Below are 12,337 nucleotides of genomic sequence, written 5' to 3'. Positions count from 1 at the left end.
TGCTGAATTATTCTTCGTCGCTGAACCAACAAATGTTACGTGCAGCCATAATTAGCTCACCCGCACGTTCGTCAGTTAGACCTTCGATGCCTTCAAGGTCATCAATACCTTGATCAGCTAAATCTTCTAATGTTACTACGCCTTTCGCAGCAAGCTTGAATGCCATCTCACGCTCTAGACCTTCAAGTCCTAGAAGATCTTCTGCAGGTTCCAGCCCTTCGAATGACTCTTCTTGCGCGAGTGCCAAAGTTGTCAATGCATCTTTTGCACGGCTACGTAGCTCTTCGACTAAGTCTTCATCAAGACCGTCAACTTCTAATAGTTCTGCTACTGGTACATACGCCACTTCTTCTAGAGTAGAGAAGCCTTCCTCAACCAATAGCTCTGCAAAATCTTCTTCAATATCTAAGTGCTTCATGAAGCTTTCGATAGAAGCTTGAGATTCTTCTGCGTGTTTCTTCTCAAGGTCTTCAACCGTCATAACGTTTAGATCCCAACCAGTTAGCTGAGAAGCCAAACGAACGTTTTGACCATTTCGACCAATCGCCTGCGCTAGGTTATCGGCTTCAACCGCGATATCCATTGCGTGAGCATCTTCATCAACAATGATTGACGCAACATCTGCAGGAGCCATCGCATTGATAACAAATTGCGCTGGGTTATCGTCAAACAAAACAATATCGATACGCTCGCCGCCTAGCTCGCCAGAAACCGCTTGAACACGTGCACCACGCATACCCACACAAGCACCTACTGGGTCAATGCGACGGTCGTTGGTTTTTACTGCGATTTTTGCACGAGAGCCTGGATCGCGTGCCGCACCTTTAAGCTCAATGATCTCTTCAGCAATTTCCGGTACTTCTACGCGGAACAGCTCTTCCAACATTTCTGGCTTAGAACGAGTTACAAATAACTGGAAGCCACGTGCTTCAGGAGCAACTCGGTATAACAGACCGCGAACACGATCACCTGGACGGAAGTTTTCACGAGGAAGCTGGTCATCACGTAGAATGACCGATTCAGCGTTGTTACCAAGGTCTAAAACCACAGTGTCACGGTTAACTTTCTTAACCACACCAGTAACAAGCTCACCTTCATTGTCGATAAATTGTTCAACAATTTGGGCACGTTCAGCTTCGCGTACTTTCTGTACGATAACTTGCTTTGCAGTTTGAGTTGTAATGCGGTCAAATTTGACCGATTCGATCTGATCTTCAACGAAGTCACCTAGCTCGATATTTTCATCATCAAATTTAGCTGCTTCCAATGAAATTTCTTTCGTTGGGTTTTCAACTTCTTCTACCACTTCCCAGCGGCGGAAAGTATCAAACTCACCAGTACGACGGTCGATCTCAACACGAACGTCAATTTCAATCTCGTATTTTTTCTTTGTAGAAGTAGCTAGCGCTGTTTCCAATGCTTCAAAAATTCGCTCACGAGGTACCGCTTTCTCGTTCGATACCGCCTCTGCTACTGCTAAAATTTCTTTACTCATTTTATTTAGCCTCTAAGACTTAAAACTTGGGGATCAAATTCGCTTTGGAGATGTTGCTCAGTACAAACTCTTCAGTGTTACCTTCAACGAGAAGTGCTACCGTCTCGCCTTCAACACCTTGAATTTCACCTTTCCATTTACGACGATTGCCAATGGCCATCTTCAGAACGAGATTGACCTCGTGACCAACAAATTGTTCGTAATGTGCTGCTTTAAAGAGTGGTCGCTCTAAACCTGGAGAAGACACTTCTAGGTTATAAGCCACAGAAATCGGGTCTTCTACGTCCATTACTGCGCTCACCTGGTGGCTTACTTCTGCGCAGTCATCAACATTGATGCCGTTTTCGTGATCAATAAAAATACGCAGTGTCGAATGCTCGCCTGCACGGATAAATTCCAAACCCACTAACTCGTAGCCAGCTGCCGCAACAGGAGCTTCAAGCATTTCAGTAAGTTGTCTTTCTAAACCAGTCATTTCAACCACTCCAGAAACAAAAAAAGGGCTTATAGCCCAATTTAAATTCCAAGCAAAACCTGAGAAAAACTCAGATAACAAAAAACCCCGAAAGTCGGGGTTTTTTGTTGCTGGACCCTGATTCGCTATCGACAATATTAGCCAATAACTCGCATTCATCATGAATGCTTCAAGCTTGCCAAACTTGGAAGTTTGGTTGCGGGGGCCGGATTTGAACCGACGACCTTCGGGTTATGAGCCCGACGAGCTACCAGGCTGCTCCACCCCGCGTCCGACTGATTGAGCATTATACGCTCACATCAATGATTTACAAGCTTGTAAATTATGGTGCCGAGAGAGGGACTCGAACCCTCACACCTAAGGCACTAGCACCTCATGCTAGCGTGTCTACCAATTTCACCATCTCGGCATCAAATTGTTACTTAGGAATTTCGTCGCCTTTTGGAGCGGGAATTTCGCTAAGTGTGTCAGCAGTTTGTTCAAGCACTTGTCCCTGAGTAGGATCTACCCACTGAGACTCTTCTTTACCAGAGTAAAGGTTGCCTAGTAACAGACTGATGACAAAGAATACTGTTGCAAATAATGCAGTTAAACGTGTCAGAGTATTTCCCGCACCGCTAGCACCAAAAACAGTATTTGATGCACCAGCGCCAAAAGAAGCACCCATGTCCGCGCCTTTACCTTGTTGAATCAACACCAAACCAATTACAGCAAGCGCTGCCAACAGGTAAACAACAAGTAGAATTGTCATACATCCACCTATGTTCCAAATTGTTGAGCCAGCGAGGTTTTTATAACAAGGCTAGCAGCCTCCTCAATGAAGGCGGAGCAATACTAGCGAATGCCTATTACGCTGACAAGGAGAAAATCATAAAAAAACGTCTCTACACTGTCAAACGCTCAAAAAACTCTCAGTTGATAGTTATCCAAGCCTTCATTGCGAGACGTTTTAATTTGAAAAAGACTATTGGGTTAACATTCGGTTTCTACAACAGTTGCTATAGCTTTAGCGCACTGCTGCACTAAGTCGCCGTCTTCACCTTCAACCATAACTCGAATAAGTGGTTCGGTGCCCGACTTTCTGAGTAATACTCGCCCTTTGTCTGCTAATTGATTTTCCGCTTTTTTGACAGCGTCAATAACGCTGCTTGACTCTAATGGATTACCCTCACTTTGAAAACGAACATTAATCAACACTTGAGGGTATAAAGTCATACCTTGCGACAAATCGTGTAGAGACATATGACTATCTACCACAGAAGCGAGAACTTGAAGGGCAGCAACAATGGCGTCGCCAGTTGTCACTTTATCTAAAAGAATAACGTGCCCTGAGTTTTCAGCACCAATTTTCCAACCTTTTTCGATCAGCTTTTCCATCACATAACGGTCACCGACATTGGCACGTATAAATGGGATACCAAGCTGCTTAAGCCCATTTTCCATACCTAGGTTAGTCATTAGTGTTCCGACTACACCACCTTGCAATTCACCGCGACGCAAAGCATCCCGTGCAAGAATGTATGCTATCTGGTCTCCGTCAATCTTAGCGCCTGTGTGATCGACCATGATGATGCGGTCGCCATCGCCATCAAAGGCGAGCCCTAAGTCAGCTTGCTCATCAACAACTCGCTTTTGCAGAGCGTTCACATCTGTCGCACCAACCTCATCGTTTATATTGGTTCCATTTGGTTCAATCCCCATTGGAACCACAGTCGCACCTAGCTCTGAAAACACATTTGGCGCGATATGGTAGGTCGCGCCATGTGCACAATCGACAACAATTTTGAGACCCGCAAGGCTTAGGTTAGAAGGGAATGTTCCCTTACAAAATTCAATGTAGCGTCCGGCAGCATCATCTAGACGTGTTGCCTTACCGAGCAATGAAGATTCAACACATTCGATGTCTTTATCTAGCTCTGCTTCAATCGCTAGCTCAATATCGTCAGGCAACTTGGTCCCTTCCGATGAAAAGAATTTGATACCGTTGTCATAATAAGGATTGTGTGAAGCGGAAATAACGATACCAGCTTCTGCGCGGAACGTTTGCGTGAGGTAGGCAACAGCGGGTGTTGGCATTGGCCCTGTGAATGTAGCCTGAAGACCAGCAGCCGATAAGCCCGCTTCCAATGCCGATTCCAGCATATAACCAGAAATACGAGTATCTTTACCTATGATGACTTTTTTTGTGCCTTGTTTTGCAAGCACTCGCCCTGCAGCCCAACCGAGCTTTAACACAAAGTCTGGTGTGATCGGGTATTGACCCACTTTGCCACGAACACCATCGGTCCCAAAATAGCGTCTTTCAACTGACATATCGTTATCCTTTTATTATCACTTCGTCTATACATGCGAAGCTAAATTCAACAAGCGTAAAATACTATAAGAACTAGGGTGCCGCGTGTGTGGCTACAACCATTTGAATCGCATCGTAGGTTTCTGCTACATCGTGAACACGAATAATTTGTGCACCTTTATCAGCAGCCAAGGTGGCACAGGCAACACTTGCAGCGACACACTGCTTAGGTTCTTTATTCAGCAATTTAAAGATCATAGACTTACGCGATATTCCTGCCAAGATAGGTAAGCCAAATTGGTGAAATTTGTCCAAGTGTTTCAGCATGGAATAGTTATGTTCGATGGTTTTACCGAATCCAAAGCCTGGGTCCAAAATCAGCTGAGTTTTTGAAATTCCAGCTTTCTCACAAGCTTCAATACGTTCTTGTAAAAAGGTACCCACATCTTCAATTACGTCTTGGTAATGGGGGGCAGCCTGCATGGTTCTTGGTTGACCTTGCATGTGCATCAAGCAAATAGGCACATTCAGCTTAGCCGCCGTCTCTAGTGCATTTGGCTCCCGTAATGCTCGAACGTCATTAATTAGGTCTGCACCCGCTTCAACGGCTTGCTTCATCACTTCAGCTTTGCTCGTGTCGATGGAAATCCACACGTCTGAGTGCTCACGAATCGCTTTAATCACTGGAATCACGCGTTGTAACTCATCTTGCAACTCTACATCAGGGGCCCCCGGTCGAGTCGATTCACCACCAATATCAATAATTGTTGCACCAGCTTCTATCATTTGTTGTGCTTGCGCGACCGCTGCCGATAACTCGGTATAACGCCCGCCATCAGAAAAGGAGTCTGGAGTAACGTTTAAGATTCCCATAACGTGGGGTTTTGATAAGTCCAGTGTTTTAGTACCTGAAATTAAAATCATATTGGCAGTCCGAGCAAGAAATGGTTTTTTGGAAAAATAATACTAAGAGAAAGCGGTCTATTAACAAACGTCGAAAACAAAAACAACAAACCCCGACATTGGCCGGGGTTTGACTTGTTTTTCAAAGATTATTCAGCGTCTTTTTTATTCGCCAAATCGCCTGATGGTAAATCGGAGTCAGATACGTTTTCTGATTTAGTCTCTTTTGCTTCAGGCTTCGACTCGCTCTTAGGAGAAGAGTCATTTGAAGAAGAATTAGATGAACCGCCATCTTTATCAGACCAACCAGCTGGCTCGCGAATCACTTCTTTACGATCCATTAGATCATCAATCTGACCCGCGTCGATAGTTTCATACTTCATCAACGCGTCTTTCATTGCATGAAGAATATCCATATTTGCTTCCAGGATTTCCTTCGCTCTAGCGTAGTTACGGTCGATGATGGCACGAATTTCGTCATCAATGAGGCGAGCTGTTTCGTCAGACACGTGCTTGGTTTGAGTCACGCTACGGCCTAGGAATACTTCGCCTTCATCTTCTGCGTACAAAAGAGGACCTAGTTTTTCCGAGAAGCCCCACTGAGTGACCATCTTACGAGCGATGTCAGTTGCACGTTCAATATCATTCGATGCGCCTGTTGAAACGTGTTCAGCACCGTAAATGATGTCTTCCGCCAATCGACCACCGTATAAGCTTGAAACCATAGACTCGAGGTGCTGCTTAGACATGCTGACACGGTCTTGCTCAGGTAAGTACATGGTGACACCCAGCGCACGCCCGCGTGGGATAATAGATACCTTGTACACAGGATCGTGTTCAGGTACCAAGCGACCAACAATCGCATGACCAGCTTCATGATAAGCAGTTGATTCTTTCACATCTTCTGACATCACCATTGAACGGCGTTCCGCACCCATCATAATTTTGTCTTTGGCAAGCTCAAACTCAACCATAGAAACATTGCGTTTGTTGCCGCGTGCAGCAAATAATGCTGCTTCATTGACTAAGTTAGCTAGGTCAGCACCTGAGAAACCTGGTGTTCCGCGAGCAATCAAAGATGGCTCTACGTCGCCAGCCAATGGTACTTTGCGCATATGTACTTTCAGGATCTGTTCACGACCGCGAACATCAGGCAATCCAACCACTACTTGACGATCGAAACGGCCTGGACGCAACAATGCAGGGTCGAGTACGTCTGGACGGTTAGTCGCGGCAATAACGATGATGCCTTCGTTACCTTCGAAGCCATCCATCTCTACTAGCATTTGGTTAAGCGTTTGCTCACGTTCATCGTGACCACCACCTACACCAGCACCACGCTGACGGCCTACCGCATCGATTTCATCAATGAAGATGATACAAGGTGCTGCCTTCTTGGCTTGTTCGAACATGTCACGTACACGAGATGCACCAACACCGACAAACATTTCAACGAAGTCAGAACCAGAAATCGTGAAGAAAGGTACTTTCGCTTCACCAGCAATCGCTTTTGCGAGAAGTGTTTTACCCGTACCAGGAGGACCAACCATCAAGACACCAGTTGGGATCTTACCACCTAGTTTTTGGAAGCGACTTGGATCACGAAGGTAATCAACCAGCTCTTTCACATCTTCTTTTGCCTCGTCACAGCCAGCAACATCAGCAAAAGTCGTTTTAATCTGCTCTTCGCTCATCATACGAGCTTTGCTCTTACCAAAGGACATCGCGCCTTTGCCGCCGCCACCTTGCATTTGACGCATGAAGAATATCCACACACCAATAAGCAGGATCATCGGGAACCAAGAGATAAAGATAGTGCCCAGTAAGCTTTGCTCTTCTGGTGGCGTACCTTGGACTTTCACGTTTTGGTTGATTAAGTCATCTAGAAGCTTTTGATCGTACACCGGCATGTAAGTGACATAACGGCCACTACCGCCACGACGAGTAAAGGTGATTTCGCCGCTGTTAAAAGTCGCTTCTTGGATTTGGCCTTGACCAACTTCCTTAACAAATGTGGTGTAATCTACTGCTCTGCCATTACTTTCTCCAGGGCCAAAGCTCTGGAAAACCGACATAAGAACAACGGCGATCACCAGCCACAGAATTAGATTTTTTGCCATGTCACTCAAGGTGTCAGCCTCGCGATAACTAATTGTAATTTAAAGGTAGGGTACTACAGATTATACACTGTAGCTAGAATGTTAACTTTGGCGTAAATACGCAAATAGTTAACCTTTGTAACCAGTGGCTACAATATAAACTTCTCGAGAGCGTGCCCGAGATGAATCTGGTTTTCGAATCTTAACGGTTTTAAACATACTACGTACATCTTTCACGTATTGGTCAAAACCTTCGCCCTGAAAAACTTTCACGAAGAAGCTTCCATTCGGTGCCAAGACTTCTCTACACATATCTAATGCTAGTTCAACAAGATACATTGCACGAGGTTGATCGACAGATAAATTTCCAGCCATGTTCGGAGCCATGTCAGACATTACAACATCAACTCGATTTGGGTGAATTTTTTCTAACAGTGCGTTCAGTACCGACTCTTCTCTGAAATCGCCTTGTAAGAAGGAAACTCCAGCAATCGAGTCCATTGGTAACAAATCACAAGCTATGATTTGCCCTGACTCACCGACAATTTTTGCCGCGTATTGAGACCAGCCACCCGGTGCTGCACCTAAATCCACCACCGTCATACCCGGCTTCAATAACTTGTCTTTTTCCTGAACTTCATCAATTTTAAAATAAGCGCGGGAGCGATAACCTTTTCGTCTCGCTTCGTTTGCGTATTTGTCGTCAAAGTGTTCTTTAAGCCAACGGCCTGAACTGGCAGAGTGTTTATTTTTACTCATTCTGTTCCTGAATCAACCTGCGCATTTGCACAGAATTAAGTATAGTCTTTGCTAATAGATGGCGGTAAAATACCGCTTTTCAACCCTCATAACCAAAAAATTGACCGCAAAATGAATCTAAGCACAAAACAAAAGCAGCACCTAAAAGGACTGGCTCACGCCCTAAAACCTGTCGTTCTTCTGGGCGCCAATGGATTGACTGAAGCGGTGTTGGCTGAAATCGAAATTGCTTTAAACCACCATGAGCTGATTAAAGTGAAGGTGGCTTCAGAAGATCGCGAAACAAAGAACCTTATCGTTGACGCCATTGTTCGCGAAACTGGCGCAGAAAAAGTACAAGTGATTGGTAAAACACTGGTGCTTTACCGCCAAACGGAAGACAAAAAAATCGAACTACCTCGTAAGTAAACGGTAGTTACTGATAGTAAAAAAGGTCGTGATATCACGACCTTTTTTTGTATGCCTTAAACAAAGCTGAATTTATACGTACTCAACCTTGTCAATCTCATACTCTTTGGCGCCACCAGGGGTTTGAATACTCACTTCATCACCCTCTTCTTTACCAATCAGGCCTCTCGCCATAGGAGAGCTCACAGAAATACGGCCTTCTTTGATATCTGCTTCATCATCACCAACGATTTGATACGTCTTTTCTTCGTCCGTATCAATATCGATCAGGGTTACCGTTGAGCCAAAGATGATCTTGCCGCTGTTATCCATTTTGGTTACATCAATAACTTGCGCAACCGACAACTTGTATTCAATGTCGCGAATCTGTGCTTCACAAATGCCTTGCTCTTCTCGAGCCGCGTGATATTCAGCATTCTCTTTTAAGTCGCCCAGCTCACGAGCTTCCGCAATGGCTTCTGAAATTTTCGGGCGAAGTTTCAACAGGCGCTCTAACTCTTCACGCAGTAAGGATTCACCCCTTACTGTCATTGGAACCTTTTCCATATATTACCTCTCGCCAAAGTTCTCTTTGGACAAAACAAAACCACCCGGCCGTCAGACCAGGTAGCGAAATCAAACTTATCAGTTGCCATAAAGTTACCATTGAATCTTACTTTTGTGTAGGTCAACTGGTAAAACCTAGGCTCGAGTCGCGTTCTAAGTTTTCATTACAAATCATCGAAGATCCAAAATCGCCTTTTTAAACCTAAACTTAGTCGATACAATGACATCTGATATTTGGTCAATCAGTTGAATAGGACGTCGCATGTTCAAAATCACTCAACTCCCGTTAGCGCTGGCGATAGTCGCTGTCGCCACTCCCGTTTTATCATTTGAGCTTTATCAAGAAGAAGGTTATCAAGTTGATATTGATGGGCGAGTTGAAGGCATCGCATCCATCATCAATAGCAAAGTCAAAGACAAGTCGCGTGCTCGATTGGGCTTGTTAGGACAAGTTGAAATTTCAGAATCACTTACTGCTTTGGGGCGATACCAAGGCGAATACACGACAGCCGATCATGCACCAGGAGAACCTGACGATGACACAGACCACAGGTACGTATTTGTTGGACTTGACGGCAACTTTGGCAAAGTAACTTACGGAAAAAACGATGCGGCGATAGAAAACATTGCGTCATTTACTGACCTAATGGCCTATCACGGCAATAACGCCGCATACCGATTGACCACTGCTGGACGTGTAGACAATCTGCTCGGCTACCAAGGCAGCTATGTAAACGTTGATTTTCAAGCAAATTATCGCTTTGCAGACAGAGTAGAGTCTTCGGCCGGAATTGGCGACAACGATGTTGATGGCTATTCTTTTTCCGGTATATACAATCTCAGTGATTATGGATTAAAGCTGGGGACAGGTTATGCCAAACAACACAACGGTGCCAACCAGTCTGAGTTTCAAACGATCCTCGCGGGTGCATATCAATTTGACCAATGGCAGTTCGCCACGACTATTGTTCGCGGAGAGTTAAGCGACAGCGGAACGAAAACGGACAAGACAGGTTACGAAGTCGCAGCGCAGGTCACAGTGGATAAGACTGTAGTCTCAGCATCGTACAATCATTTAGTTTTCGATACGGCTACTTTAGAAATTGACAAGGTTCACAGTGTTGCCATGGATTTAGCCTACTATTTCAAACCTAACTTTAGAGGCTATGTGTCTTACAACCACAATTTGTTAGATCAAGATGCAAATAAGCAAATTTCTGCCCTAGACGCAGAAAGTGAAACGATTGTTGGTATGCATTTGTTCTTTTAGAAAACTTGAGACCACTTAGCCAAGTTAACAGAGCTTGGTTGAATAATCATGATTGCGCTCGCTATACTTTGAAGCTCTTTCTTAACAAACGATAGCGAGCCTTCCTTCGTGCTAACTCCCTCAAAAACAATACTGCTGTATCCATTATCAATTCTCCGCTCGCGATGGAAGCAACTGATACCACTGCTGATGTTTGTACCCACCTTAGCGCTAGCGCAATCGTCAGGCTCACTAAGTGACAGTATTGAACAAGCCAAAAAGCACCTGCCGCTCGACAGTCGCCAGTCGATTTGGGTCAAGGACCTTCGCTCTGGTGAAGTACTGTATTCGTCCGCCAACCTAAACGAGCTCATTCCGCCAGCTAGTACATTAAAAGTATTTACTGCATTGGCTTCGCTCAGCGAGCTGGGTAAGGATTTTCGGTTTGAAACTCAGATACTGGAACACAAGGACAGTTGGATCATTAAATTCTCCGGTGACCCAACTTTGATGATCGACGATCTCAAAAGCCTGTTAGCACTCGCGGCAAAGCGCAGCCAGAACAAAACCATCAAGAACATCTATATCGATAACTCGATTTTCACTGGCTACGACAAAGGTGTCGGCTGGCCATGGGACATTACTGGGGTTTGTTACAGTGCCCCCGCCTCAAGTGTCATAATTGAGAACAACTGTGTGCAAGCGTCTATTTCGACCTTAGAAGATGGCACTACACGTGTATTTGTTCCTCGTCATCAGCCCGTTGAAGTGACCAGTTCAGTTAGAAGTGTGTCTAAAGAACAGCAGAAACAGCAGCGCTGCGATATCGAACTCAACACAACCAATAGTAATAGTTACCATCTCTCTGGTTGCTTGGTAAATCGCAAAAAACCTCTCCCATTAAAATTTGCTATACAAAGCCCAGAACTCTATTTAGCTGAGGTCATCAAAAAACTAATTGAAGATAGCTCGCTTAGCTTCAATGGCAATGTCCTTGTGTCAAACCAGTACACCGCGGACGCCACTCTTTTGTCGAGTCATCGCTCACTCCCACTTGCAGATCTGTCTGAGACCATGCTGGTCAAATCCAATAATTTGATTGCAGACAGTGTATTGAAACAACTTGGGCGCCACTTTTTTATTCAATCCGGTAGCTACCAAAATGGTATCGCGGCCTTGAAACAAGTGATGTTCAGTAAACACAGTATCGACATCACTAGCCTGCCGCTAGCAGATGGTTCAGGTCTTTCTCGCAACAACCGAGTACGGCCAGCGCAACTGATTGAGTTACTTCATATTGTGTGGCGCTCAAACCGACAATTTAAGGTGCTGGACATGCTGCCTAAATCAGGTCTGTCGGGAACATTGAAATATCGTCGCAGTATGCGTGATGAAAAGTTGAAAGGCCGCATCACGGCGAAAAGTGGCTCAGTATTTGGCTCAAGCAACATGGTGGGGTATGTGTTAGATAAAAACCAAACCCCTCGTCTCGCCTTTATTCAACTCATTGCTGACTACCACCCGGCTAAAAACGAAGACGCATCAAAGCCAGCACCTATCACGCTATTTGAGAAACAGTTTTATCATTCCATGGTGAAGCACGTCGATGGAAACAAGTAACTGGCGTTCAAGCAAACAATGTCCATAATTAACTAGTTAGCTGAACAAAGGATAACTATGAATAATCAAAGTGACCGAAAAGACTACATTAGACGCAAAGGTTACAGCTGTGTGGGTTGGACCTGTGTCATTTTGGGTTCAATTGGCGTCACCGTTCCTTTGCTACCAACTGTTCCTTTTCTGTTATTGGCACTTTATTGCTTCAGCAAAAGCTCGCCTAAACTCCAACATTGGCTACTCAATCACCCAAAGCTTGGGCCACTGGCACGGCGTTTAAAAGACAATCAAGGCCTGACTAAAACGGAAAAACTACAATCATTAGCTCTTATTTGGCTATCAATGGGGGCGGTGTGGTATTTCGTGGCTTATGGGACACACTGGCAATATGCCATTGCCAGTCTCTTAATCTTTGAGACTTGGTTTATCATGAGAATGAAAACCTGCATTAAAAAAGCGCCTCAATCATAGACAGAGACGCTTTAAAAAACCA

At 44.8% G+C, this 12,337-nt stretch carries 12 protein-coding genes and 2 tRNA genes; 4 read left to right on the top strand and 10 right to left on the bottom strand.

Annotation, left to right across the window (positions count from 1 at the left end):
* Positions 1-7: 7 nt before the first annotated feature.
* From nusA to rlmE, 9 genes are all read right to left on the bottom strand, one after another.
* Positions 8-1,495 carry a transcription termination factor NusA gene (gene nusA / locus ACXAFJ_RS01530; RefSeq protein ID WP_475320940.1) on the bottom strand — a complete coding sequence of 496 codons (1,488 nt, stop codon included), beginning with the start codon at positions 1,493-1,495 and terminating at the stop codon, positions 8-10.
* Positions 1,496-1,514: 19 nt separating this feature from the next.
* Positions 1,515-1,970, bottom strand: coding sequence for a ribosome maturation factor RimP (gene rimP, locus ACXAFJ_RS01525; protein WP_475320939.1), 456 nt, complete (start codon positions 1,968-1,970; stop codon positions 1,515-1,517).
* 193 nt (positions 1,971-2,163) lie between these two features.
* A tRNA-Met gene (locus tag ACXAFJ_RS01520) sits at positions 2,164-2,240 on the bottom strand.
* Between the two features lie 55 nt (positions 2,241-2,295).
* Positions 2,296-2,379, bottom strand: a tRNA-Leu gene (locus tag ACXAFJ_RS01515).
* Positions 2,380-2,388: 9 nt separating this feature from the next.
* Positions 2,389-2,721, bottom strand: a complete 333-nt coding sequence (gene secG, locus ACXAFJ_RS01510) for a preprotein translocase subunit SecG (protein ID WP_475320937.1) — start codon at positions 2,719-2,721, stop codon at positions 2,389-2,391.
* Positions 2,722-2,942: 221 nt separating this feature from the next.
* Positions 2,943-4,283 carry a phosphoglucosamine mutase gene (gene glmM / locus ACXAFJ_RS01505; protein WP_475320936.1) on the bottom strand — a complete coding sequence of 447 codons (1,341 nt, stop codon included), beginning with the start codon at positions 4,281-4,283 and terminating at the stop codon, positions 2,943-2,945.
* Positions 4,284-4,356: 73 nt separating this feature from the next.
* A complete protein-coding gene (gene folP / locus ACXAFJ_RS01500; protein WP_475320935.1) occupies positions 4,357-5,187 on the bottom strand; it encodes a dihydropteroate synthase in 831 nt (276 codons plus the stop codon).
* 128 nt (positions 5,188-5,315) lie between these two features.
* Positions 5,316-7,295, bottom strand: coding sequence for an ATP-dependent zinc metalloprotease FtsH (gene ftsH / locus ACXAFJ_RS01495; RefSeq protein WP_475320933.1), 1,980 nt, complete (start codon positions 7,293-7,295; stop codon positions 5,316-5,318).
* 99 nt (positions 7,296-7,394) lie between these two features.
* A complete protein-coding gene (gene rlmE / locus ACXAFJ_RS01490) occupies positions 7,395-8,024 on the bottom strand; it encodes a 23S rRNA (uridine(2552)-2'-O)-methyltransferase RlmE (RefSeq protein WP_475320932.1) in 630 nt (209 codons plus the stop codon).
* A gap of 111 nt (positions 8,025-8,135) precedes the next feature.
* Between rlmE and yhbY the strand changes: the two genes are divergently transcribed.
* Positions 8,136-8,432: a ribosome assembly RNA-binding protein YhbY gene (gene yhbY, locus ACXAFJ_RS01485; protein ID WP_475320931.1), complete on the top strand. Its 297-nt coding sequence runs from the start codon at positions 8,136-8,138 to the stop codon at positions 8,430-8,432.
* Positions 8,433-8,504: 72 nt separating this feature from the next.
* Here yhbY and greA read toward each other — a convergent pair whose 3' ends face one another.
* Positions 8,505-8,978, bottom strand: coding sequence for a transcription elongation factor GreA (gene greA, locus ACXAFJ_RS01480; protein ID WP_475320929.1), 474 nt, complete (start codon positions 8,976-8,978; stop codon positions 8,505-8,507).
* A 262-nt stretch (positions 8,979-9,240) separates the two neighbouring features.
* On the opposite strand from greA, the gene ACXAFJ_RS01475 reads away from it, so the two are divergent.
* The 3 genes from ACXAFJ_RS01475 to ACXAFJ_RS01465 all read left to right on the top strand — a co-directional run bounded on the left by ACXAFJ_RS01475 (position 9,241) and on the right by ACXAFJ_RS01465 (position 12,315).
* The gene (locus tag ACXAFJ_RS01475; RefSeq protein WP_475320928.1) at positions 9,241-10,248 is read left to right on the top strand and encodes a porin; all 1,008 of its coding nucleotides are present in this window, start codon (positions 9,241-9,243) and stop codon (positions 10,246-10,248) included.
* A gap of 189 nt (positions 10,249-10,437) precedes the next feature.
* Positions 10,438-11,847, top strand: coding sequence for a D-alanyl-D-alanine carboxypeptidase/D-alanyl-D-alanine endopeptidase (dacB, locus tag ACXAFJ_RS01470; protein WP_475320927.1), 1,410 nt, complete (start codon positions 10,438-10,440; stop codon positions 11,845-11,847).
* Positions 11,848-11,904: 57 nt separating this feature from the next.
* On the top strand, positions 11,905-12,315 hold the full coding sequence (locus tag ACXAFJ_RS01465; protein WP_475320926.1) for a YbaN family protein: 411 nt from the start codon (positions 11,905-11,907) through the stop codon (positions 12,313-12,315).
* Positions 12,316-12,337: the final 22 nt, after the last annotated feature.

Source organism: Vibrio sp. ABH4_348, from assembly GCF_056159765.1.
Note: the sequence above shows the minus strand (reverse complement) of the source record. Positions and strands in the feature narration are given on the sequence as shown.